The sequence below is a fragment of the Vibrio viridaestus genome (assembly GCF_003856525.1).
Taxonomy (GTDB): domain Bacteria; phylum Pseudomonadota; class Gammaproteobacteria; order Enterobacterales; family Vibrionaceae; genus Vibrio; species Vibrio viridaestus.
Genome location: NZ_RJVQ01000001.1, coordinates 67,134 through 92,236, shown reverse-complemented (window position 1 = coordinate 92,236; position 25,103 = coordinate 67,134). Strand labels below are relative to the sequence as shown.

General features: G+C 39.5%; 22 protein-coding genes and 1 tRNA gene. 13 read left to right on the top strand and 10 right to left on the bottom strand.

The window, feature by feature from the left end:
- Nucleotides 1–3 precede the first annotated feature (3 nt).
- From cbiK to EES38_RS00410, 6 genes are all read left to right on the top strand, one after another.
- The gene (gene cbiK / locus EES38_RS00435; protein ID WP_124935203.1) at nt 4–801 is read left to right on the top strand and encodes a sirohydrochlorin cobaltochelatase; all 798 of its coding nucleotides are present in this window, start codon (nt 4–6) and stop codon (nt 799–801) included.
- Nucleotides 795–1,508: a cobalt-factor II C(20)-methyltransferase gene (locus EES38_RS00430; RefSeq protein WP_124935202.1), complete on the top strand. Its 714-nt coding sequence runs from the start codon at nt 795–797 to the stop codon at nt 1,506–1,508. Before cbiK ends, EES38_RS00430 begins: the two co-directional genes overlap by 7 nt.
- A 70-nt stretch (nt 1,509–1,578) precedes the next feature.
- Nucleotides 1,579–2,328 carry an adenosylcobinamide-GDP ribazoletransferase gene (cobS, locus tag EES38_RS00425; RefSeq protein ID WP_124935201.1) on the top strand — a complete coding sequence of 250 codons (750 nt, stop codon included), beginning with the start codon at nt 1,579–1,581 and terminating at the stop codon, nt 2,326–2,328.
- An 8-nt stretch (nt 2,329–2,336) separates the two neighbouring features.
- Entirely contained in the window at nt 2,337–3,392 is a 1,056-nt protein-coding gene (gene cobT, locus EES38_RS00420) for a nicotinate-nucleotide--dimethylbenzimidazole phosphoribosyltransferase (protein ID WP_124935200.1), read from the top strand.
- Nucleotides 3,393–3,525: 133 nt separating this feature from the next.
- Complete coding sequence (arfA, locus tag EES38_RS00415; RefSeq protein WP_124935199.1) at nt 3,526–5,040, top strand: arabinosylfuranosidase ArfA; 1,515 nt, start codon at nt 3,526–3,528, stop codon at nt 5,038–5,040.
- A gap of 178 nt (nt 5,041–5,218) precedes the next feature.
- Nucleotides 5,219–5,292, top strand: a tRNA-Gly gene (locus tag EES38_RS00410).
- 604 nt (nt 5,293–5,896) lie between these two features.
- Here EES38_RS00410 and EES38_RS00405 read toward each other — a convergent pair.
- Complete coding sequence (locus EES38_RS00405) at nt 5,897–6,565, bottom strand: Crp/Fnr family transcriptional regulator (protein ID WP_124935198.1); 669 nt, start codon at nt 6,563–6,565, stop codon at nt 5,897–5,899.
- 189 nt (nt 6,566–6,754) lie between these two features.
- Between EES38_RS00405 and EES38_RS00400 the strand changes: the two genes are divergently transcribed.
- Nucleotides 6,755–8,821 carry an oxidoreductase gene (locus EES38_RS00400; RefSeq protein ID WP_124935197.1) on the top strand — a complete coding sequence of 689 codons (2,067 nt, stop codon included), beginning with the start codon at nt 6,755–6,757 and terminating at the stop codon, nt 8,819–8,821.
- A gap of 254 nt (nt 8,822–9,075) precedes the next feature.
- Here the strand turns inward: EES38_RS00400 and EES38_RS00395 are convergent, their stop codons facing one another.
- The 3 genes from EES38_RS00395 to EES38_RS22300 all read right to left on the bottom strand — a co-directional run bounded on the left by EES38_RS00395 (nt 9,076) and on the right by EES38_RS22300 (nt 10,790).
- Nucleotides 9,076–10,227 (bottom strand): cytochrome-c peroxidase, encoded by a 1,152-nt coding sequence (locus EES38_RS00395; RefSeq protein ID WP_124935196.1) that lies wholly within the window; start codon nt 10,225–10,227, stop codon nt 9,076–9,078.
- Nucleotides 10,228–10,305: 78 nt separating this feature from the next.
- Entirely contained in the window at nt 10,306–10,461 is a 156-nt protein-coding gene (locus tag EES38_RS22660) for a hypothetical protein (RefSeq protein ID WP_341824384.1), read from the bottom strand.
- 167 nt (nt 10,462–10,628) lie between these two features.
- Nucleotides 10,629–10,790 carry a hypothetical protein gene (locus EES38_RS22300; protein WP_208020378.1) on the bottom strand — a complete coding sequence of 54 codons (162 nt, stop codon included), beginning with the start codon at nt 10,788–10,790 and terminating at the stop codon, nt 10,629–10,631.
- A gap of 429 nt (nt 10,791–11,219) precedes the next feature.
- Here EES38_RS22300 and EES38_RS00385 point away from each other — a divergent pair, with 429 nt between their 5' ends.
- Both EES38_RS00385 and EES38_RS00380 read left to right on the top strand, forming a co-directional pair.
- The gene (locus EES38_RS00385; RefSeq protein ID WP_124935195.1) at nt 11,220–11,459 is read left to right on the top strand and encodes a hypothetical protein; all 240 of its coding nucleotides are present in this window, start codon (nt 11,220–11,222) and stop codon (nt 11,457–11,459) included.
- A 161-nt stretch (nt 11,460–11,620) separates the two neighbouring features.
- Entirely contained in the window at nt 11,621–13,177 is a 1,557-nt protein-coding gene (locus tag EES38_RS00380; RefSeq protein ID WP_124935194.1) for an HD domain-containing phosphohydrolase, read from the top strand.
- Nucleotides 13,178–13,239: 62 nt separating this feature from the next.
- Here EES38_RS00380 and EES38_RS00375 read toward each other — a convergent pair whose 3' ends face one another.
- Both EES38_RS00375 and EES38_RS00370 read right to left on the bottom strand, forming a co-directional pair.
- Nucleotides 13,240–14,031 carry a sensor histidine kinase gene (locus tag EES38_RS00375; RefSeq protein WP_124935193.1) on the bottom strand — a complete coding sequence of 264 codons (792 nt, stop codon included), beginning with the start codon at nt 14,029–14,031 and terminating at the stop codon, nt 13,240–13,242.
- Nucleotides 14,032–14,057: 26 nt separating this feature from the next.
- On the bottom strand, nt 14,058–14,864 hold the full coding sequence (locus EES38_RS00370; RefSeq protein ID WP_124935192.1) for a PAS domain-containing protein: 807 nt from the start codon (nt 14,862–14,864) through the stop codon (nt 14,058–14,060).
- Nucleotides 14,865–15,195: 331 nt separating this feature from the next.
- Here EES38_RS00370 and EES38_RS00365 point away from each other — a divergent pair, with 331 nt between their 5' ends.
- A complete protein-coding gene (locus EES38_RS00365) occupies nt 15,196–16,413 on the top strand; it encodes a cyclic di-GMP phosphodiesterase (RefSeq protein WP_124935191.1) in 1,218 nt (405 codons plus the stop codon).
- A gap of 102 nt (nt 16,414–16,515) precedes the next feature.
- Here EES38_RS00365 and EES38_RS00360 read toward each other — a convergent pair whose 3' ends face one another.
- Nucleotides 16,516–18,006: a sugar porter family MFS transporter gene (locus EES38_RS00360; RefSeq protein ID WP_124935190.1), complete on the bottom strand. Its 1,491-nt coding sequence runs from the start codon at nt 18,004–18,006 to the stop codon at nt 16,516–16,518.
- Between the two features lie 141 nt (nt 18,007–18,147).
- Complete coding sequence (locus tag EES38_RS00355; RefSeq protein WP_124935189.1) at nt 18,148–19,326, bottom strand: Gfo/Idh/MocA family protein; 1,179 nt, start codon at nt 19,324–19,326, stop codon at nt 18,148–18,150.
- A 406-nt stretch (nt 19,327–19,732) separates the two neighbouring features.
- Between EES38_RS00355 and EES38_RS00350 the strand changes: the two genes are divergently transcribed.
- Nucleotides 19,733–20,749 carry a LacI family DNA-binding transcriptional regulator gene (locus EES38_RS00350; RefSeq protein WP_124935188.1) on the top strand — a complete coding sequence of 339 codons (1,017 nt, stop codon included), beginning with the start codon at nt 19,733–19,735 and terminating at the stop codon, nt 20,747–20,749.
- A 122-nt stretch (nt 20,750–20,871) separates the two neighbouring features.
- On the opposite strand, the gene EES38_RS00345 is transcribed toward EES38_RS00350, so the two are convergent.
- The gene (locus tag EES38_RS00345) at nt 20,872–21,099 is read right to left on the bottom strand and encodes a hypothetical protein (protein WP_124935187.1); all 228 of its coding nucleotides are present in this window, start codon (nt 21,097–21,099) and stop codon (nt 20,872–20,874) included.
- A gap of 218 nt (nt 21,100–21,317) precedes the next feature.
- Complete coding sequence (locus EES38_RS00340; protein ID WP_124935186.1) at nt 21,318–22,349, bottom strand: LacI family DNA-binding transcriptional regulator; 1,032 nt, start codon at nt 22,347–22,349, stop codon at nt 21,318–21,320.
- A 311-nt stretch (nt 22,350–22,660) separates the two neighbouring features.
- On the opposite strand from EES38_RS00340, the gene EES38_RS00335 reads away from it, so the two are divergent.
- Both EES38_RS00335 and EES38_RS00330 read left to right on the top strand, forming a co-directional pair.
- Nucleotides 22,661–23,587, top strand: coding sequence for an AraC family transcriptional regulator (locus EES38_RS00335; RefSeq protein WP_166434180.1), 927 nt, complete (start codon nt 22,661–22,663; stop codon nt 23,585–23,587).
- Nucleotides 23,588–23,717: 130 nt separating this feature from the next.
- Nucleotides 23,718–25,079: a PTS transporter subunit EIIC gene (locus tag EES38_RS00330; RefSeq protein WP_124935184.1), complete on the top strand. Its 1,362-nt coding sequence runs from the start codon at nt 23,718–23,720 to the stop codon at nt 25,077–25,079.
- Nucleotides 25,080–25,103: the final 24 nt, after the last annotated feature.

The following is a 25,103-nucleotide window of genomic DNA, read 5'->3' as shown; positions in this document are numbered from 1 at the left end:
AGCATGAAAAAAGCGCTGTTGGTTATCAGCTTTGGAACCAGCTATGCTGACACGTTCGAGAAAAATATCGTTCGTTGTGAAGAAGAATTGAGTATGACTTTTTCTGATAGAGACTGTTTTCGCGCGTTTACCTCCGAAATGATCATTCGTAAGCTTAGCAAACGGGATGGGCAACAAATAGACAATCCCAAAAAGGCGCTACAGCGTTTGTATGATATGGGCTATGAAGACGTACTGGTTCAGTCGCTGCATATTATCAATGGTGATGAATTTGAAAAAGTCTCGAAGCAAGTTGATGCTTACCAGAATAAATTTCACCGTTTAAAACTCGGTACTCCACTTTTAAGTAGTTTCGACGACTTTACCCAAGTAATAGAAGCGATATCCTCAAATTTACCTCAATTAAATGACAACGAACATGTGGTACTTATGGGGCATGGAGCCACTCATCATGCGTTTACTGCATACGCATGCCTTGATCATTTATTGCAGTCAAAACAATTGCCAATTCATGTTGGCGCTGTTGAAAGTTATCCTGAAGTATCACTAGTTATTGAACGCCTTAAACGCAATAGTGCCGAAAGAGTTCATCTCATTCCACTAATGCTTGTAGCAGGGGATCATGCGATAAATGACATGGCTTCGGATGATGAAGATTCATGGAAAACGCAAATGCAAAGTAATGGGATTGCTGTGACAACTTGGTTGAATGGCTTAGGTGAAAATCCCGCTATACGAGAAATGTTTGTCAAACATTTGCGAGCTGTTGCTAACGAACTAGAGGACGAAGAAGTATGTTAGGGCAAGGGACATTATATGCTATAGGTACCGGCCCTGGTGCTTCGGACTTAATCACGGTTAGGGGAGCTAACATTCTAGCGTCTGTCGATGTCCTATATACGCCATCAGGTAAACGTGGTGGTGACAGTCTCGCGTATAAAATCGTCAAAGAATATGTTGGGGATAGCGTTGATGTTAAGACGCGTCACTTCCCTATGTCGAATAGTGATAACGAAAAAATACAAGCATGGGATGCTATAGCGGATGAGATCCAAAATGACGTTCGAAGTGGCCGAGACGTGGCGTTCATTTCACTTGGTGATTCTATGCTATTTAGTACTTGGGTTTTTCTACTAGAGCGTTTAAAAAATAAGATTACGATCGAAATCATCCCGGGAATTAGCTCATTTTCGGCAATTTCATCTTCGTCGTTGTTACCTATGGCTATGGAAAATCAAACAATGGCTGTTGTGCCTTGTACGATTGAAGTGGCAAAAATTGAGCAGGCTTTACTCGACAATGATGTCGTTATTTTGATGAAGGTCTACGGGCGCTTCGCAATGATTCGCGGCATATTAAACCGGCTCAATTTATTGGATCACGCTGTGCTGATGGCTAATGCGACGATGGACGGGGAAATTATGCATAAAGGGCTTGCGAGTCTTAATGATGAACAAGAATTACCATACTTTTCCACAGTTATTGTGAATAAGTCTGAACTGGCGTAATGTTAGGCAGAATTTTTTTCTTATTCATCAGCAAGATGAATGAAAATTACGACAGTTTATAGGTATAAATATGAAAATGTTTCTCGCGATGCTGCAATTTATGACGAGAATTCCTGTTCCCTATCAATGGACTGAGGATCTCGATTTTTCTAAAAGTTATCGAGGAATTATTTGGTTTCCCATCGTTGGTGCCGTAGTGGGTATGTTGGCTTCTCTTATATTCCATATTTTTTATGCTGGATTTGAAGTTGGTCCATGGTTATCCGCTGCGATGTATGTGTTTGCGCTTGCTTTGATAACAGGTGGGTTGCATCTTGATGGTCTCGCTGACACGTGTGACGGTATATTCTCAGCTCGTAAGCGAGAGCAAATGCTTGAAATAATGAAGGACAGCCGAATAGGAACTCACGGTGTTCTTGCGTTAATCTTTGTGCTTGTTATTAAAATGTTGATCGTGGCTCAGTTAGTTATCAAAGGCGAAATTGGCTATTTATCTGTATTATTTTCTGCTCCGATCGCGAGCAGAACTTTGATGGCTGTATTAATGCATCATCAAAAATATGCTCGTGAAGAAGGCTTGGGTAATATCTTCATTGGGAAAATAGCGACGTCAGATTTTTACTGGTGTATTGGTTTGGGTGCGCTTTTTTGTATTGTGGTTACAGGCTTATTCTGGCCGTTTATTCTCTCCTTGGTATGCGCTTATCTCATTCGTGTGTACCTAAATAAAATTTTAGGTGGACAAACAGGTGATACATTGGGAGCAGCATGTGAATTATTAGAGCTCGTTTTCTTGATGTTCGTTCTCATTATTTCTTAAGGTTGATAATGAAATCTCTCCAGCACATCTTAAATGAAATTAAGCCGATAGATGCAGAAGCTATTCTCCAAGCTCGTCATATCCATGACGGATTAGTAAAGCCTATTGGCAGCCTTGGTCGCTTAGAAGAATTGGGTGAACAGCTGGCCGGTATTTATCGACGAGATCATTGGAGTAAGCCAGAAAAGAAAATCTATGTTATGGCGGCAGATCATGGTGTATTCGATGAGGGGGTGGCTGTCACACCACAAAGCGTTACCGAGCTTCAAGCCAGAAATACTGTGTTAGGGCGTACTGGTGTTTGTGCTCTTGCCATGACAACCAATACAAAAGTGGAATTGATCGATACTGGGATGGCCTGTGACGATATCGAAGGGCTCCGTTCCATTAAAGTCTGCAGAAGTTCGCGTAACATTGCGTTAGAACCTGCAATGACTCGGGATGCTGCAGAAACGGTTCTGCTCAGGTCCGTTGAATTAGTTAAACACGATGTTGCTTGTGGTATTAACGTTTTCGGCGTTGGCGAGCTTGGTATTGCTAATACGACACCGGCTGCCGCCATTATCAGTGTGATAACGAGTAATGAACCTGAAGATGTGGTTGGACTCGGAGCTAATTTACCTCGTGCCAAACGAGCCCATAAAGTTTCCGTGGTCGAGAGAGCTATTTCCATCAATGGTCCTATAAGGAGCGATGCTATCGATACTCTGGCTAAAGTTGGGGGGTTCGATTTGGCGGGAATGACGGGCATAATTATCGGTTGTGCTTATGTCGGTGTCCCTGTCGTACTGGATGGCTTCCTTTCCTATGCATCCGCGCTTATTGCTTGCCAACTCAACCCACTTATTCGCGACTATCTCATTCCATCTCATTACTCTGCAGAACAGGGCAGTGAGATTGCCTTACGCTACCTCGATCTCAAACCATTTTTCGATCTTAACATGCGTCTGGGAGAAGGTAGTGGCGCAGCGTTAGCCATGGGGCTAATTGATGCTGCATATTCTATGCGCACTCAGATGGGAACATTAAAAGATCATGGTCTCCAGCTATCATCACCTCAATAAAATTAATTTCTTTATCACAAAATCATAATCACAGTGGATTCATGCCTATTTGTAGCGGATTTCTACATAGGGTATACGTGTTTAGTCTCTATGCTTAAGTAACGGAATGAGTTACTTAGGAGTATGACATTACATGAATGCGAATAAAAAAACAGCACGTTGCACGGTTCATAGACAGCTAATCATTGCGGATATTGATGAGCGTATCTTTGGATCTTTTATCGAGCACATGGGGCGGGCTGTTTACCAAGGGATCTATCAGCCTGATCATCCAACTGCAAATGCTAAGGGTTTTCGTGAGGATGTGATTAATACAATTCGCGATCTTGACGTTCCTATTATTCGTTACCCTGGGGGTAACTTCGTTTCCGGTTACAATTGGCAAGATGGTATCGGTCCAAAGAGCGACAGACCAACTCGACTTGATTATGCTTGGTCATCTGTTGAATCGAATCAGTTTGGGATCAACGAGTTTTCTGACTGGTTAAGACTGGTTCACTGTGAGGGTATGATCGCGGTTAATCTTGGCACTGGTACACCACAAGATGCAGCCTATATGGTGGAATACTGCAATATAGAAAAAGGTACGTATTGGAGTGACTTGCGTCGCACTCATGGTTATCAAAAACCACATAAATTCAAAGTCTGGTGTCTTGGTAACGAAATGGATGGACCATGGCAGACTTGTGCTATGACAGCGGAAGAATACGGGAGAAAAGCCTGTGAAACAGCAAAAATGTTGAAATGGGTCGATCCAACAATAGAGCTTGTCGTGTGCGGAAGTTCTTCTAAAGACCTGCCTACGTTCCCTGAATGGGATCGTGTCGTTTTAGAGCATTGTTACGACTACGTTGATTATATTTCCCTTCATCGATACTACGAATATAAAGGTGACCTCCAAACATTTCTTGCTTCCTTTTTTGATTTAAATGATTTTATTTCGACAGTCAAAGCCACAGCTGATTATGTCAAAGCTAAAAACAGAAGCCGTAAAGATATGATGCTTAGCTTGGATGAATGGAATGTCTGGTACATCACGAATATGCAAACACAACGATGGAAAGCCGCGCCTGCTATCGCTGAAGATCAATACACACTTCTCGATGCCCTTGTTGTGGGAGGCTTGGTTACGACGATAGTCAATAATGCTGATAGAGTAAAAATTGCTTGTTTGGCTCAGTTAGTCAATGCATTAGCACCGATACACACGTCAAAGGACCGTGGAGTACTGCTGCACTCAACTTTTTATCCATTTTTTCAAGCGACTCATTACGCCAAAGGGCGCGTTTATCGATGTACTCTAACGTGTGAAAGTGTGAATACATCGCTTTATGGAGACGTCCCAGAATTGGCTACGTTATTTACTTATGATGAGCAAAGAGGAGAGGCCGCGCTTTTCGTTCTCAATAGCAACCTAAGTCAGGATGTGGAACTAAACCTTGAGTTGGTTCAGTTTGGTGAGCTTAATTTGTTTGAGCATCAGGTTTTGGCTGGAGAAGATTTATTTGCAAGCAACTCTTTTGCTCAGCCCGATGCAGTACGACCAAAAGTATATAATATCAATAACCTGCAGTCTGACGCGTTTCTAGTCAATTTGCCCAAAGCGTCTTGGAACATGTTCAGGTTTAATAAGAGTGTCGGTCAGTAAAAACTCAGTGTTATGCACGACAAGGATAGGGAAGCAATGCCGTTAGTGGATGACTTTTAAGCGTTCGATAACCATTTGATATCAAATTGTTTATTATGTGCGCAAACAATCAAAAAAACGAAAAAAGCCCTTTTAATTTTCTCTGAATGTGGCATATTAGACCCATCAACACGATGCAGCGCGTATCGTATAATGGTAATACCTTAGCCTTCCAAGCTAAAGCTGCGAGTTCGATTCTCGCTACGCGCTCCAAGCCTTTTCCTTTCAAGTTCATTACAATACTTGCTCGATAAATAGAAACCTTTTCCTATTACCTTTACTTAAACATTGTTTGTTAACTCTTGCTGTTGTCAATTTTGGACTATGCATGGAGCATTTTGAGATGAGTCATAACGCAAAAGAAAAACATAATATGTACTCACCTAAATTTAAAGACATGCTAAAACTCACTAAAAAGTAAGTGTTGTAGCGGCTTTTTAGTGGAAATTTAGAAAATTAAATCGGAATGTTACGAACAAATTAGTGACATATGTTTACTTATCTACTTTAATCTAGTGTTTAACCCTCTTTCCACAAAAACATTAACTGGAGCCAAACAATTCGGTGGTTGGCTGTCAGGACCTCTATGGGTGAACTAAAAGTGGAAATAGCACAGACGTTAATTGAATGAAACAGTTATATATCGCTTGAAGCAGCTAATTTGAGCATCACTCACTCGTAATTACAAAGTATAAGTTGGCAGACTTACGCCTTAATAAAAGCTCTAAACAAGTTAACTGAGGTTAATGCTCCGGACACTCAGTGTATAGCTTATAGATGAAGGATTTAGCGGATCATTTATTACTAATAAAACTGGTTAGACTAATGACGTACACTTCAACTCAAGTTTTTTAAAATTAGTTATTACTATTTTATTCCTACATGTTTCTATAATTTTTTCATCCCTAAGGTTTTTTAACGATTTTACAACAGAAATTCGTGTTGCACCTATTAATGCAGCAATTTCAGTTTGACTTAAATACACGTTATTTTCTTGGGTGGAAGTGTTTTTTATATAAATAAAAAGAATGTTACAAATTCTAGTAATAACAGGTTCATAGGTTTGAGTTGTAGCACAAAAAAATAGTAAGTTGGTGAATTTACAATAATGGTTTACCATTTCTTGACACAATTCAGTAGACTCATGCATCATGTTGCGAATAACGTCAACGTCAAAAGCAAATGCTGTTACATCTGATATAGCTACTTGCATGATAGAGTATTCGAGAACAAAGTTATGTTCTGTACAGATTAACGGATAAATCCCACCTTTCCCCCAAAAACCGGTAATTTTTTCTTCTCCATTTTTATGCATCACAGAGACTTTGGTCAGTCCATCAACTATATAGAATATTTTTGTAAAAGGTTTACCTAAGTCACATAAAAAATCACCTTTTTTAAAATGGCAGGTCTCATGAGGCGATATTTTAAATAGCTGTTCGTAAGGAGTGAACTCATTGGTAAAAATATATCGGGTTAATAACAAGCGTTCACTCCTTTAATTAGTGAATAACTATTTTTAATGAGATTAAAAATAATTATCAATTAGGTGTTGTTTGGTTAACAAAAATAAACATTATTTTATTAGTGAATAAATTTATTCAGAGGTTCTATTTCCAGCATTGTTACCATCGGTAGATAAAAATATTACTACATTAATAGGACTAAGAATAATATGAAATTTCAACATTTGGTGAAATCAGGAAAGATCGGGAATTTGGTGTTAAAGAACCGAATGATTATGCCAGCGATGGAAACATGGTTAGCATCTGTGGATGGGACCATTACTGATGCGGTAGTTAATCACTATAGCCGAAGAGCAGAAGGTGGCGTTGGTTTGATTATTACTGAAATGGTTAACCCAACTCCGGGTTGTGTATGTTTCCCTGGCGAACTGGATCTGAGTAAAGATGCTTTTATGCCAGGTTTTAGCCGTTTAGCCACTGCAATCCATGCTGGTGGAGCAAAAGCTGCACTTCAGTTATGTCATGGTGGGGTATTTGCCAGAAACTTAACGTCAAACTTACCAGCTTTTACACCGTCAGGAGTAGGAACTTTCTCTTTAGAAGGTGCTGAACTGAAAGTCATGACAAAAGAAGATATCGAACAGGTGGTTGACGATTATGGCAGAACGGCATTACGCGCTAAAGTTTGCGGATTCGATGCTGTCGAAATTCATGCTGGTCATGGTTATCTTCCTGTAGAATTTTTATCTGGATATTATAACCGAAGAACGGATGAATACGGTGGTTCTGTATACAATAGAACCAGATTCTGTCTGGAGATTATTGACGCTATTCAAAAATATTGTGGAAAAGATTTTCCGATCATATTTAAACTGTCAACAGAGGACTTTACTCCAAATGGTATTACCTTAGATCAGGCTGTAGAAATCAGTAAATATGTCGAAGAAGCTGGTGTTGCTGCCATTGTTGCGACCGGAGGAACACTTGAATCACGTCTTCATGACTACATGGATGTTATGAATGAAGGAAAAGATGCTGATGGTTTAGGGCTATCTCGAGGTGTTAGTACAGCAACATGGATACCGCCAACATACAGTCCTCGCGCTATTTATGCTGAAAATGCAGCTGAACTGAAAAGGCATCTGAATATCCCTGTAGTTACGATTGGTGCAATACGACCAGAAAAAGCAGAAGAAATGATTGCAGCAGGAGAAGCGGATTTTGCAGCCATTGGCCGACAAATTCTCGCGGATCCAGATTATCCAACAAAAGTAAAAGAAAACCGAATAGAAGATCTACGCCAATGTCTAAGATGTGGTGAATGTCTTGGCGGTGGTATGAAATGGAACAGTCTGGTTTGTGCCGTTAACCCTGAAGTCGGTCGTACATATAAGCCTTTTATGACAATTTCCAAAGCTGAAAAACCGAAAAAAATTGCGGTTATTGGTTCAGGTCCCGCTGGTATGCAGGCAGCAATTAATGCCAGTCAAAAAGGTCATAGTGTGGTTCTGTTTGAAAAAGATAACAGACTTGGCGGGCTTATGTATTATGTCGGAATACCTGATTTTAAAGAAGACTACCGACGCTTTACTCAATATTTGATTAATGAAGTTAGAAAATCAAATGTTGATATTCGTATGAATACTGAATTTACTCCTCATACCGCTGATACGGAAAACTTTGATAAATTCATCGTTGCTACAGGTTCAGAGCATTTCATTCCGAATATTGAAGGTACAAGAGACTACAATATCCTTAATCCTCTGGAAATTTTAGATGGAAAAATTCCGGATGGTAATGAATTTATCATTTGTGGGGCAGGGTTGGTAGGATGCGAAGTGGCTATGCACCTTTCTGAAATGGGTAAGAAAATTACCATGATTGATATTGTTCCGAATTCTAGCCCGGCTCATTTGTATGGTGTGGATTGGGTAATAAATTCGAAACTTGCCGAGGATCATGTACAGGTTAAGCTTAGCAATAAAATTTTAAAGATGACCGATAAATCAGTAATCTGTAAAACAAGAAAAGAAAATGAACCTCATAATCCTAAAGATGTATTGACTCCTTATGACCTATCAAAAGAGTTTGATGGTGATACCGTAGAGTATGAAGCAGATGGAGTAATCTGTGCTCTTGGTATGAGATCAGTCAATAATCTTATTACGACGATGGAAGAGTGTGGTTATGACTATGAAGTTATCGGAGATGCGTATAAACCGCGTAAAATTCTCACTGCGGTTCATGAAGGATACCATGCCGGTCGTCGAGCTTAGTCTATTTGAGGAAATTTGATTTTGTAAAATACAAACAATCAAATCACTGATAATCCTGCACGTTAACAGTCAGCTTATAGTCTATTTTTGATTGTAAGCTGACATTAATTTTATATTGATCTCTCGTCTTTTGCGAGCAGTTTATAAATTATAAAGGAATGTTTAAATCGATTTTTAATCGTCACTACTCAGCGAGTTATTGATTTTCCTCATATAGTTCGGCGTCCTTGGAACAATTCAACGCTTTGAAGCTTTTATGGTTCGATAAGATGCTCATAACGCTGGTCAGTGAGAGCCTTCATAAAGGCGACTAATGCATCCACTTCTTTATCGGATAGCGCTGGAGCCTTAAATTCGTCTGTTTCCAAAGCTAAATTTACCGCAACCTCTGGTTCACGCCAAGGTTTGCCTGTTTCGGGGTTAAGCGTGCGCGTTGGGTTGTTGAATTTATCGTAAAAGAGAACAACGGTGCGTAAGTCTTTAAATATCCCATTGTGCATATAAGGCCCGGTTACTGCTACATTGCGTAAAGTAGGGACTTTAAACTTACCCATTTGTTTTTCATCATGAATTCTGGGGTGTTCGAGTAACCCTCTATCAATATGCTCTTCTCCAAGGCCATTATATTCACGAACAATTTTATTTAAGGGTACGCCTAGATTGTGATACTGATAGTTACTGAATGTTTCGTTCTGGCTATTAGGAAAGGTTTTAAGCTGATGACAACGGTTACAATTCGTAAATTGCTGAGAGAAAAATAAGGCTTCACCAAGTGATTCTTGTTTAGATAATTTTACTTCTCCACGAAGATAGCGGTCGTATTTCGAATCGTATGGAGAGAAAAATTCCGTTCTTTCGAACTCTGCAATGCTGTCGGTCATTGCCTTGTATGCTGAATCAGGTTGGCTAAAAATATCCTCACCAAACAATGCCTTAAACGAAGAAACGTAATAACTGTTTTCTTTTAATCTTTCAATAACTGCTTCTTTATTCGGCATACCCATTTCTACCGGGTTAACTGGTGGACCACCAGCTTGACCAGATAAGTCTCGCTCTCTGCCGTCCAAGAATAATCCGCCTTTAAATTCTCCTTTATTATTGATAGTGATGCGAGGGATTGAGCTTGCGTAAGAAATGGTTGGCGTGTTGCGATCACCAAAGGATTGTTCATCGTCACCTTTAGAAACCATTCCATTTAATTCGGATTTACGGTCGTCAATAAAAGCGTGGTTAGGATTATGGCAAGAGGCACATGATTGAGTTCTATTCTTCGATAAGTTGACATCAAAAAACAGTGTTTGTCCTAAAATGGCTTTGTCTGAAGACGCTAAGTTTTCCGAATGCGCAACGGGTGAGATTAGTAGAAATGAATAACTGAGCCAAAAGTAAGACTTTATTGAACGCACACAAACCTCTATAAATCTAGATACTCTTTTTATCAGAGGATAATATCATTTACTAAATGCGAATAACATTCATATCAATTATGATTTAATGCGCGAAATCAAATAAGGTGAATTTCTTACATTTAATGTGATTAGCTGTTTATTATTATATTGCTTCTCTCTTAATCCCATTTGTATTTTTACCTCGGCACAATATTCTGTGGTGGGTCTGAGTAAAAGTCTACGAATCCCGATAGGCTCTCCTGACTCAAAGCAGTATCTGTATTCACCGCTTTGTATCCGAGCAATAGACTGCTTAATATTTAGTAATAACTTTTGTTCTTGATTAATTATTCGTGTCGAAATTGATGATAGCTACTTACTTGATGCTCTGTCGTTTACATCACTAAAGCTCATTGGATTCATATTGTCTTGGGTGGCTTGTTGTATATGCTCCTTTGTTGATTGGTAAAAGGTAAGTAAATTTTTTCAAAGAAGGCGAGTTGTTCTTCGTTCATATACTTGGAATCAGGTGCGGCGAGAAGATCGTCTTCAGTAAGCGCATGGTCTTTTACCGATTCCATGTGGTTTCCTCTAAATAATCGTTCAATAACTTGTGATTTATGTGAAATGTTATAATGTATCAATAGTATTTTGAAGCAACAGAATATGAAGTAACTTCATTTCTTTCGTCATCATTCGTTCACATTGGTTTTATACCGTATTGCCAACTTAACAATGACCAAGAAAGTTCTCTACAGAGAGTAATTAGAAATGAAGCGCGGCAAAATAAATACCTGGTTAGTGGTTTACATTGGCGTGAGCTATTCACTGCTTGTAATGTGTGGACTTGTATCAATGCTACACATAAAAAATTATCCTCGAGTTCGTTAGCGATAGGTATTATCCCTTTAATATTCGCTACGGTGTCACGTAATTTGATTCGGGAAATCTAATCGCTCGAATCGATATCTCTATAGAAAGCAACAAAAATAAAATGATAGAAATACGGTATGACTAAAAATATCCACCCTTTAGATAAGAGCTTAATCAAGCTTTTACAAAATCGCGGGCAAACGAAACGAGAAGCTGAGGAATACATAAAAAAGCATGTCTATAAGCTCGGAAGTGACGAAGTCGCTAAAATAAAAAATTATAATGCGCATTTCGGACTACATGCGAAAGAGAAATTGATTGAAGAAATTCTTGAACTACGTAGAGAATCTTTAATTAAGCGCTTAGAAAGTTGCTAATTGGTCAATACACAAAATATCAGTAGAGTGGAGCCGCGCTAACAATGAAATAATTTCGACTATTGGCCCTAATTTCCGTTTCGCTAAGTGGATTCTCTTGGGGGCACAACCTATATTTTATTTAGCTATAATTTGTAGTTGATAATGCTTGGGTACACTCTATGCCAAACACCTTGTTTCTAAAGAAATCGACATCAAAAGTTCCGGATGTAAAGCCGGTCAATAACTTCAAGGATGAACCTCTTTCGCCATGGAAAGTCGCGTTAATTGACGATGAAGATGATGTAATTTCAGTTTCCGAACTCGTTTTAAAGCGTGTTCTTGTCGATAGTCGTCCTTTGGAGTTTCTTAAGGCACATTCAGCCGAAGAAGCTAAGCAATTGTTTGAACAGCATACCGATATCGCTTTGGCATTAGTAGACGTTGTGATGGAAGATGATCATGCCGGTTTGGATTTAGTTAAATGGATACGTGAAAAAAATAAAAACACAACAACTCGGCTTGTCTTACGTACAGGTCAACCCGGAGAAGCACCTGAAGAAGATGTCATCAGAGAATACGATATCAATGACTACAAAAATAAAACAGAGCTCAACTCAACACGTTTGAAGACTACGATCTATTCCGCTATTCGTTCCTACCGAGACATTATAGAGGTAGAGCAGGGACATCGAGGGCTTGAAGATGTGGTGAGCGCTACAACAAGGGTGCTCCAAGCGTCTACTAGCGAAAGTTATTGCGTACAGGTTTTAAGAGAGATTAAAGATCTTATTGGTCAGCAGGATGTTAGTTTTTATCTTCAATATCAACTAGTCAATGCTCTAGGTAATCAAGAGCGTATTTTGCTCTGTTATGATGGAGTGAACTATCAGATAGATGTCGATCTAGAGCATGATATTTTTCCCAACCATATTCGTATGCAAGTTAACAAAGCGTTACACGATGAGAAAAATACTACGTCGGAAGATACGTTTTGTAATTTTACCCGATTGGCTGATACTCGAGAAAGTGCAGTTTTGGTAACATTTTTATCGCCGTTGTCTCAACTAACGGCCCGTTTATTAAATGTTATGCTTACCAAGATATCGATTATTTTCGAAAATCTGACCAGGCAGGAAGATATTGAACGAACTCAACAGGAACTGATGTATATTCTTGGTGAAGCGATAGAAAAGCGTAGTAAAGAAACGGGATCACATGTGCGAAGAGTTTCATTGATCTGTGAGTTTCTCGCTCAGCGTCTTGGTTTGGATGAACGATTAGTTCAGCTAATTAAACATGCCACGCCAATGCATGATATTGGTAAAATTGCGGTTCCAGAAAGCATTCTGCATAAGCCCGGTAAACTAGACACTGAAGAATGGGATATTATGAAAACTCATGCTCCGGTTGGGTTTGACCTCTTGTGTAATTCGAAACGAGCCTTACCTCAAATTGGTGCCAGTATTGCTTTATTTCACCATGAAAAATGGGACGGTTTTGGTTATCCTGTTGGACTACAGGGTGCAGATATCCCAGTTGAAGGTCGTATCATGGCTATCGCAGACGTTATTGATGCACTCGCTGCTCGTCGATCTTACAAAGAGCCGTGGAGCCCAGATCGCATTTTAGAATTACTAAAGGAAGAGCGAGGGCGTCATTTCGACCCTGAAATTTGTGATTTAGCCATTAACAATTTCGATCGTATTATGGCGTTGAGAGACATTTATCCAGATTAGTTTGATTTTCACTCATTCAGTGGTGAACAACGACGTTGCTCACCACTACAATACTGAACTAGCTAGTTATGAGTTCTTTCTTTAACACTGAATTCAATCGTAAACTCCACGCCTTTGTTTTCCTCGCTACGACATTTAATTGAACCGCCAAGTGCGTTTTTAATGATGTTATAGGTAACGTTTAAGCCTAAACCTGTGCCACCCTTGGATCGGTTAGTCGTGAAAAAAGGGTCGAATATTTTAGGTAGGTTGTCTGCACTGATACCTTTCCCATCATCTTTGTAAGTCAATATGAACCTATTATTCGTACTCTCCGCGACGTTAATTTCGATCGTGCCTTTATTGAGCTCACTAAAGCCATGGTTAATCGAATTCATGATCAAATTAGTCAAGACTTGGGAAATTAAACCAGGTATTGTGATGACGTTGTAATGTGTAGCGCAGTGAATAGTGATTGTAGTAGATGCTTTACGGGCAACCGACGAAAGGCTAAAAACGATTTCTTCTAAATAGTCTTTAAGATTAATGATACGTTCCTCCTCGCTAGTTTGGTCGACGGCAATTTGCTTGAAGCTTTTAATTAGATGTGCCGTTCTCTCTAAGTTTTTGTTGACGATCTTAGACAACTCTTCTGCACTATTTAGATAATCCTCAAACGCGGTCTCATCAAGTTCACCATTGGTATACCGTTTACGTATTGCTTGTGTCTCTTCAATAGACTGCGTGATACCGGTGAGTCCGACACCTACAGGGGTATTAATTTCGTGGGCAACGCCTGCCACCAAAGAACCAAGACTGGCCATTTTTTCTGATTCGACCAGTTTATCTTGAGTCTGCTTGAGATTCTCTAGCATACTTTCAAGATTATTATTGGATTCATCTAACTCTTTATTTCGCTCATAAAGCTGAAGTTCGAGCTCATTTTTTCGGATATATCACGAATAACTGCGTAAATGGAGTCGACATCGTTTAGTTTTACTTTGGTTATAATGACTTCTGTCCAAAAGTTGGTTCCATCAACTTTTCTATGAATCCATTCAAACCGAACACTGCCTTTTGTAAACGAGTCCTTGATTAGTTCTTTAGCGACGTCGCCTGATAGTCGACCGTCTGCTTGATATTGTGGAGAGATATCTCTTGGGTGGGTACCAATAACCTCTTCTTTTTTTGTGAACCCAAATAGTTTAAGAAAGGCCTTATTACAGTCGGTGTACTTCTCCCCATCAAAAACGCTCAGGCCATCCATTGACTCATTAAATAAGGTTTCAAAGATTTCTTTTTGCTCAGCGACTTTGAGCTCTAATTCTTTTTTTTCCGTAATATCACGCCAGTTCGCGTGTACTACAACTTCGCCGTTGAGAATCATTTTCGTAATTATGACTTCGCAGGAGAATAACTCACCGTTATATTTCTTGTGATTCCACTCAAAGCGCACACTTCCTTCTTCATAACATCGTCGTATGTACTCCATACCTTTTTCTTCTGAAGACATACCATCGGATTGAAATTCTGGCGAAAAATCAAAGGGTGTAAGACCTATAAAATCTTCCTTGTGATCCAGTCCGACCAAATCGAGCATGGATTGGTTGCAATCGACAAAGATGCCGTCTTTAAAAAGTGCAAGACCATCTTTAGAATCTCTAAAAACGGTTTCAAACCCGTTATCTTGTACATTAACTTCGTTCATGCTTTCTCAATTCCGAACTGTGTAACTGAAACTATCTCTATCAATCAAGCTAGCAAAGAACTGGGAGAATGCCACATAGCTCACAACAAATTTGGACTCAAGCTACTGTTTATATTAAGTTACTCGTTGCTAAAATTTGAAATCATTTTGTCTAATCACATAAGTAAAGTTGTATCAATATAATAATGATATAAGACTCAGTTTCTAAAAGCATAATAACGATGCTATAATCTCAAATGCCAAAAACTATAGTTATAACTAGCTGTTAAATTTAACTTTTTATACATGGAAGGTTTAGGGTTTAAATGATAATCCATTCGCAAGGGTAAAATTGTTGAAGAAAGTGGAAAAGTCGGTTCGGGTAGCAATTGAAAACGTCCAAGTTGGCATGTTCGTCACCGCTATTGAGTATAACCGTGTCGTGAATTTAGCGAGTGCTGGTGTGGTGAAACGTAAAGAAGCGATTCAGCAATTAGCCGACAAAGGTGTGTCGTATGTTTGGGTCGATGTAAAGCAGTCATCACCGGAGTGTAAGATTGTGATTGCCCCAGATCCTATTGAAGACGAACCTGAAGTTACTGGTGATGAAGCTCTTAATGCAAAGCCAGTTAGAGTTACCAAGAGAGATGTTGGGATAAGACGTAAAAAAGCTAAGAAGATCGTAACTGAAGCGAAAGGTTTAGCGAATAAGATTTTACGCGAAACGTTCGATGGTAAAGCCATTTCACTTGGTGAGGTGGAAGATTGGGCTGATGGCGTTGTTGACGCCATTATGGATGACTCAGATGCGATCAACTTTGTTTCTGCGCTCAGAAATAAAGATGCTTACCTACTAGAGCATTCAGTTAATGTGGCATGTCTACTCGTGTCATTTGGTTCATATTTAAAATTCGATAAGTTAACCCTCAGACAGTTAGCCATTGGCGGCATTATTCACGATCTTGGTAAGACAAAAGTGAAAAATGAGGTGTTAAATAAGCCCGGTAAACTCACTGATGAAGAGTTTGAAGAAATGAAAAATCATCAGGTTTACGTTGTGGATTTACTTGCGCAGATAAAAGGCTTGAGTGAGATCAGCAAAAACGTTTGTTTAATGCACCATGAAAAGTTAGACGGTAAAGGTTACCCAAACCAATTGACCGCGGATGAAATCACAATTTATGGGCGCATGAGTAGTATTGTTGATATTTATGATGCCTTAACAGCTGAACGTTGTTACAAAACAGCTATGTCACCACAAGATGCGTTTAAAATTTTACTTGGTATGACGCCTAATCATTTAGATCAAGAGTTAGTGTATAAGTTCATAAACTGTCTTAGTGTCTATCCTATTGGATCTTTGGTTCAATTAAGCGATGGAAGTGTAGGCTTGGTGGAAGAAACGAACAAAGCACAACCTCTTAAGCCAACGGTAAAATGCTTTTATTCGTTAAAATATAATAAATTTATCAGCGTGAGAAGCATCAAGTTGACTCAATCAAAACTTACGGTAGAGAGAGCCGTAGCCCCTAAAACGCTCGGAGTGGATATTTCGTTGTATTACGAATAAACGTTGTGTTATTTATAGCGCTGTATTCGTCTATCGATATTTAAAAACACGTTATATTACTGGTGTGATATAACGTGTTTTTTTATTCATACTCAGACGTAATTAGTTTATGTGAGCATGAGTACTATCGTGTTTGTGTTGTTCTTGTTTGCTGACGAAACACTCTTCCATTTCTTCCAGAGGTATTCCTTTTGTTTCAGGAACGTAACGGCGAACAAATAGATACGCTAGAATCATACAACTCGCAAAAACCCACATTGGAAATGCGCCCTTGAAGTGCTCATTAAGGTAAACGCTGTCATTCATGACAGGGAATGCCAGGCCAATAATAAAGTTACTTACCCACACGGCTCCGATAGCGATTCCCATGCCAAGGGAGCGCATTCTGTTGGGGAACATTTCAGACACAACAAGCCAAGCACCTAGAGCCCACGATAAGGCGAAGCAGATCATAAATGTGGCCATTCCTGCTAACGTCCAATATCCCATTACCATTGCTGCTTCACCAGTCAAACTATGCGATTGATAAATAAAATACGAGGTCAGCAATAGGCCAAATGCGCACCCAAGAGAGCCAAATTTTAACAGTGGTACTCGACCGATTTTGTCCATGAGTAGGGCACATAATGCAGTACCGATTAGCTGGACAACCCCAATCCATATTGTTAAGAAAAGCGCTACATCATTATTGCCTGTGACTCTTTCTAAAATAACAGGGGCATAGTACATCATGATGTTTACGCCACTAGCCTGACCAAAGATAGAAATGAAGCAAGCAACAAATACAATAAACCAGAACAGTTTTTCTTTATGAACAGCCATTGATTTCTGACGTTGTTTAGCAACTTCTGCCTCTCGGTTAGATTGGTCGATTTGCTGCATTAAAAATACGGCATGTTGTTCGTCACGGAAGATCTTGACGAGCACTTCTTTTGCCTGCTCAGTTTTTCCAACGAGCATCAACCAACGTGGGGACTCTGGAATAAATAAAGAGAAAATAATAAAGAGAGCGCAAGGAATCGTTTCAGAGCCGACCATGATTCGCCATCCGACATCATTTAGCCAAGCATCAGTCATTCCTTTTGCAATAAGATAGTTGACGGTAAAGATGAGTACCTGACCGCCCACAATAGCAAAATTCTGCATTCCAACCGCGCGTCCTCGAATCTGTTTTGGCGATACTTCTGACATATACATAGGAGAAACAGAAGAGGCGATACCCACTGCGAGCCCGCCAATCATCCGATAAACAATAAACCAGAAGAAACTGGTAGCAAGTGCAGAGCCTGCTGCTGATATTGTGTAAAGGATCGCCGCAAGAATTAACGACTTTTTACGACCATATTTCTTGGATAATGGGCCAGACCAAAAGGCACCAATGATACATCCTATTGCTACATTAGAGACGGCCCAGCCAACACCGAGAGGACTAAGGTCGAAGTAATTTTTTATCGGATTTACAGCACCAGAAATGACGGCGGTATCGTAACCCAGTAGCAAGCCGCCGAGTGCCGCAACACCACAGATAAACAATACGTATTTTATACTGTAGTGACCATCCTCTTGGCTTGTGCTTTGAACGTTATTGGACATAAAGCCTCCATAGAGAGTTATGTATATAATTGTTTTTATAGAAATGATTGAAGCGAAAGGAAAAGGGTGGAGAAAGAAGAAACCACCCTTTTGTTTGTTAATCAGCTCCTACTGCCCTAAAAGCCGATTACAAATTTTCAGTTATTCGTATTTCACCCAGCTTGAATGACTATCAGCAGAGCGAACACAATTTTCTATCCAACGAACACCTTCTAAACCTGCATTGATGTCTGGGTAGATATGATTTTCCAGAGTTTGCTTATCACCGGTTTTAGTGGCGTTGATTGCAATAGCACATTGGAGATAGATATTCGCCCACGATTCAGCAAGACCTTCTGTGTGCAACGCACCGAGGCGCTCATACTCAAGACCTTCTTCGTACAAATAAGGCATACCGTGGTGCATGACCTGATTTGGCTGACCTTGAACTTGATAAATCAATTCTCCTGGATTGTAGTCACTCCATTCAAGGCTGGCTTTTGACCCGATAACACGAATACTTTGACTATCCATAGACCCTGCATTTATCGACGATGCCCACATGCGACCAACGGCACCGTTATCGTAGTGCATGATGACCATCGCGTTATCTTCTAACGGAGCACGAGAAGGAATAAAACTTTGGCGGTCGCACATTAACTCAGTGATTTTCATATGTGGCGCAACAAGTTCAGAGATGTAGTACGTGTGAGTTGAAATGTCACCAAGTACGAATGTTGGACCTGAGATTTTAGGGTCGACACGCCATTTCTGAGCATCATTATACTTGTCACCTTCTTCAGTGGCGCTAAAGCCATGGGTGTATTGCATGTCGATCATACGTACATCGCCTATGTCACCGTTGAGGATCATCTTTCTCATCTGGCGAAGTAGGGGGTGTCCGGAAAAGCCGTAAGTTACGCCAACGACGAGGTTTTTGGACGCTGCTAAATCTTTAATTTCTTGTGCTTCCTTTACGGTGAAGAACAACGGTTTTTCACATATTACGTGTAATCCCGCATTGAGTGCTGCCTTGGTTATTTCGTAGTGGGTACCATTAGGCGTAGCTATAGAAACAACTTCAACTCCGTCATCTCGACGTGCTTCCATTTCCAAAAGTTGGTGATAATTATCGTAGCAACGGTCAGGGTCCATCCCCAGATTAACGCCGAAGTCTCTGCCACGTTCTGCATCAATATCGAAGGCTGAGGCGACTAATTTGAACGCCGTATTATCACGTAATGCGCCGGAACGGTGTTTATAACCGACCTGACTTAAACGACCGCCACCAATCATGGCCCAACGAAGTGGTTGTGGAATTGATTTTTCGCCTATTTTCATAATCTTATGTCCGTTATTGGTTAGTATTATAGTCATTTGCTCCCGGGAGCAAATTTTGGTAAAAAAAGAGAATTGCCGATTTTTACTCTCGAATCTTTATTTGCTCCCGGGAGCAAATTTTATTAAAAAATTTTTGATTTACTCAGCCAATCAAAACAAAGTTAGTCCCTAAAATACGCAGAATTTTGTGATTTATATCGCACTAAATTCTTGTTTGAGGGGCTTGTTTGTCCCTTGGCTTGTTCAGACGATAATTCATGATATTTGGAATGGAAAATTTCTTAGAATAAAATTTTGAAAATGGTCACAAACATTCTAGGTTATTTGCTCCCGAGAGCATTTTGTGATGGTTGTCGTATACTTTGGTTTTGTATAAAGTTATGGGATCTATTTCAGGGAAGTAATCATGAGTGATGATATAACCATAAAAAAATCAAAGGCGACCGCAAAAGACGTCGCTTTAAGAGCTGGTGTGTCAAAATGGACGGTAAATCGCGCATTTACCAAGGGGGCATCTATATCGAAGAGTACCATGGAGAAGGTACTAAAAGCCTCAGAGGAACTGGGTTATCGGCCGAACTTACTCGCTCGTAGTCTTTCAAAAAAACGTACAAATATTGTAGGTATTGTTGTAGATCAGCTGAAGAATCCAAATATTGCTCCCGTATTGGATGAAATTACAACCCAGTTACAAAATAACGGATTTATGGCTCTTCTTCTGAATATTTCCAATAAGCACAGTTATGAATCTGTCTTACGTCTTGCTGATCAATTTCAGGTCGATGGATTATTGTACTCCGGTACGGTGTTGTCTGATGAATTAATATCGCTTGCTAGAGACAAACATAACATTGCTTTAGTACAAATGTTTCGCAACAGTTTAAACCCTGATATCCAAGTCGTGACAAGTAACGGATACGCTGGTGGACAAGAAGTTGCACATTTATTATTCAATCAAGGTTATCAGAGGTTTGGCTATCTTAAGGGCCCCGATACGGATACCAGAGAACTACTGAGACTCGATGGATATAGAGACTATCTCAATGCACAAAAAATTGAGGTTGATACGGTTATTGTGGCGGGGCAGTATGAGTATCATCGGGCATACGATGAAATGGTTAGATATCTAAATAATACCAGTACAGATTTATTGATCGATGCTTTATTTTGTGAAAACGATATTCTTGCTTTAGGAGCGATAGACGCACTTAGAGATCATCCGAGTCATCACCATATTGGAATCGTTGGTTATGATGATATGAACCTAAGTGATGTAACAGCCTATCAGTTAACGACATATAGCCAACCTAGAGCGGATATTATTTCTCGTTCAATTAAGCGTCTTCTTAAGCCGGATCTGGAAAACAATAAGGAATTACTTCGAGGAAAATTGGTACGTCGAAAATCGCATTTAAAACCGTAGCAAACTAGGTAATTCAGCTTGAAGAATACTGAAAAATGAGTATTTGGATTAGATTACCACTCAGATACAAGTATTACTAAATTAGTGATATCTGTTATTGGATTTTAAAAATAAAGCCCGACTTAACGCCAGGCTTCTAAACCATAATAGCCAAGCATCATTGCATAATGCCTTACTTTTTCTTTGTCACCCTCTAACATAGCGTGATGGAGTGATGATGTTAGATGGGCAATAGTGTCTTCAATGTCTCCTCGGAGAGGCATATCTACTGACATCAACTCACTCGGGCTGTTACTGAATCTGTTTAAAGGGCTGTCTGACGAATTTAAAAGATCCTTATTAATCTGCATAGTCGTGTCCTTGTTGCTGCGTTGAGTATTACCACTACCGGGCGCGCTGGTCGCGATACACATTTCTTATCTATTTAAGAATAGCAACAGGATCTCAATAATGCGTTAAAATTTAATGTCAAAATCCCAATTTTAAGTAACACTTTGAATTACTGAGGTATCTAAAAACTGTTAAATAAGAGTACTTGTTCTCTTATTTTAACTCTAAAGGGTATTTTCTATATTAGTCGTCTTACTGAATCACGCATGATCACTTCACTGTGTAACTCTGTAACAGGTTGATTCTGTGTTTCAATGGCAGACATTCTTGCGAAGAGAATATTACAGGCTCGCTCCACTATTTCGCGAACTGGAAGTTGAACTGAACATAGTGTCGGTTGTGTGTATGACGCAATATCTTCATTATCAAACCCAAAGACAGAGATATCTTGTGGAACCTGTTTACCGTTTTCCAATAATGCTTTTAAGGTTCCGATTGCAATGGGATCGTTGTAGCACGAAATGGCTGAAAAACTGACATTTCTTTTGAGCAATGTTTCACATGCCTCGAAGCCCCCATCAAGAAAAGGTCTTGCTTCGACGACTAACCTGGGATCATATTCAATATCATGCTCAGCTAAAGCCAATCTGTATCCTTCAAACCGTTGACGGCCTGTATTAATATTCTGTGGTCCGCATAGGTAGGCAATCTGTCTATGCCCAAATTCAATCAGTTTATTTATAGCTAAATAACCTGTTTCGACATGGTCAAACCAAACACATTGATCGAGTTTTCCTTCTAATTTGTAATTCAACATGACCAATGGAATTGGGAGGTCATCGATCGTCTTTATCAATTGATTCCGACCTTCAGACGTTTCAATATGCGATGTTTTATAATACAAAATACCATCACATTGCCTATCAACAAGTTCACGGATAGAGCGTATACCACTTTCCAAGGTATTTTCAGTAGTTTGTGTAATTATCAAAAATTTACCGGCATTAGCGGCCATAGAGTGAGCTAGATCCATCAGCCCCATAATATATTGTGAACGATGATAACCTGAAGGCAGAATCAGCCCGATGCTGTTCGTCATTTGATTCGACAACGATTGTGCGAGAACATTAGGACGATAATCGAGTTCCTTTATCGCTTTAAATACGGCATCTCTTGTGCTCTGTGAAATTCTTCCCTTTCCATTCATTACTCGCGACACGGTTGTTTTGGAAACACCTGCACGTCGTGATACATCAATAATTGTTGCCATTGCTTTCTTACCAAAAATCCTTTTAGACGATTCTAACCAAGTTATTGCCGTGGTTCATAGTGCTTTCTTTACTACCAAAAACAGGGTTGTAGCGTAAATGTTAATTTTACGTGATCTTGATCACGTTACATTTTTATAGCAATGGCTTATTATTACGCTGAACAACCGGTTGCGCAAGTTGTTAATATGCACTTTTACATCGATATGGAGGTCAATGTGAATATGTTAAAAACTGGTAGTTTCTACCAATTTGAGGGTGGTATACCGATGTTGAACAAGAGCATATGGTTAACATATGGAGTGAATTATTTATGAAAAACATATGTAACACTTCAACGATCGAGGCTAACGAGCGTCTCGATTATTGGCATTCTAGTGTTTGCCAAACATATGCCAGCGTTGATATCCAGTCATGCATAAGAGATTACCAAGGAACGATAAGTAAAAAGCAATTTGATGAATTGACGATTACAGCGTCGACTGGAGATAAGATAAATTTTCAACGAACCAAATCCAAAATTTGTACAGATATTCGAGAAGAAATTCAGGTGTCACTACTTTTAAAGGGTGATGTCTCGATAGAAAGCAACGGTGTTGTCACTAAAGCAACGCCCGGCGATATCTTGATATATGATTCAACACGTCCTTTTGAACTGCGGATGGAGCAATTCTCGACGTTAACCACATTGATTCCTAAGTCATTGTTAGCTATCGATGAACTAGGTGGGGTCTTGTTTGAGAAAAGCCAGTTAGTGACATCTATTATCAGTAAAGTTTTGTTAGAAATTTCCTATTCTGACCTAGATTGTCCGACTATCAGTCAGAATTCAATTACATCGAATTTCGTTAATCTTATAGAAAGTAACTTAAAAGGGCATAGCTCATGCGATTCCAAAGGTATTCGTATTGATAGTCAGGTAGATAGAATAAAACAATATCTGGAAAGCCAACTGAGTAATCCTGATGTGACTATTGAATCCGTTGCGAACAGTATGTCTATGTCGCCAAGGACTCTTTATCGAATATTTTCTAAGGAAGGTGAAACTGTTATGGGGTGGCTTTGGAAAAAGAGGCTATCGGAAGCGCATCGTGAAATTAGTACCGGTCGTTTCAAACGTGTAGGAGTGGCAGCGTTAGAATATGGATTTAGCGATTTCTCTCATTTTAGTCGTGCGTTTAAGAAACAGTATGGATATACACCGACTTCATTATTAAAAAATGGGAAAATAACTTTTTGAGTAATTAATGAAAATGCCAATTATAGACAAATCCTTGTCATTTTGAGTCAAGAATACATTGATTAATCCCTGTAGTTTATAGATGAATTATAGTTAATAATTATATTATCTTTTCTATAAAGGGATTTTTATGGATAACCAAAAAATAGCAATCGAAATACTACCTTTAATTGGTGGTAAAGAAAATATATCTCATTTAACACATTGTATTACCAGGCTAAGAATTACATTAAATTCTTTTGATAATGTTGATAAAGAAGCAATTAGTAATATCCCAGGTGTGTTAGGTGTTAATGAAAATAGTGGTCAGTTACAAATAGTTTTAGGTAATAGAGTTTCTGATGTATTTGATGCAATGAAATCTCTTGTTTATGGGTCAAAAGAGCCACAAGAAACTGAAGATACTAATACGAATAGCGCGAAAAAAGGTATTGTTGCCAATCTACTCGATGCTATCGCTGGTATTTTTTCCCCAGTAATTCCCGCAATCGTTGGTGCAGGCCTGCTGAAAGGCATCATCGTGATGCTGACTTCATTTAATCTTGTCCACCCAGATAGCGAAACCATCAAAATACTCTCTGTGATAGGAGATTCGGCTTTCTATTTCCTTCCAGTAATACTTGGAGTTAGCTCTGCAATTAAGTTTAAGTGTAACCCTTATATCGGTGCAGCTCTGGGTGGAATATTGATTCATCCACAGTTAACCGCGCTGATGCAAAGTAGTGGCGACTACATGCATTTATTTGATATTCCTTTGAAATCAACTATCTACATGAGTTCTGTTTTACCAATTATATTGACAATTTGGTTCATGTCTTATGTCGAAAAAGGGTTAGCAACGTTTATTCCTAAGTCATTGAAAGGCGTATTTCAACCTGTATTAACACTTATCATAGTTGCTCCGGTTATGCTCGCTGTGTTGGGGCCTGTTGGATCGGTTATTGGTAATGTTGTCGCATCAACGTTCATTCTAATTTATAACCATGTCGGCTTTCTTGCTGGGGCACTACTTGGTGGATTCTATGGTCCTATCGTTATTACTGGTATGCACTACGGCTTCTTACCTGTCATGTTTGAATCCATTTCTCAGACGGGTTTTGACTACATTATGGCTATTGGTATCGCCGCTAACTCAGCACAAGCTGGTGCTACATTTATGGTCTTCTTAATGACTAAGAGCAAGACCTTTAAGTCGATAGCTGGTGGTGCCGCGGTGAACGCTGTTATCGGTATCACAGAACCTGCGCTATTTGGTGTAACGGTTAGGCTTAAGAAGCCATTAATCGCTGCATGTATTGGCGGAGCGCTTGGTGGTGCGGTGATGGGGTTATTCCAGGTAGGCGCAACAGGCATTGGTACTGGGCCACTTGCAGGTTTAGCTTTCTTCTTTGGTCCTAAATTCATCTATTTCATCATTGGTTGTTTAGTTTCATTCATTTCTGCTGCGCTACTTACTCGAATCTTTGGATTCGAAGACGTTAAACAACCGTAATTTCAACATAATAAGGAAGAGACA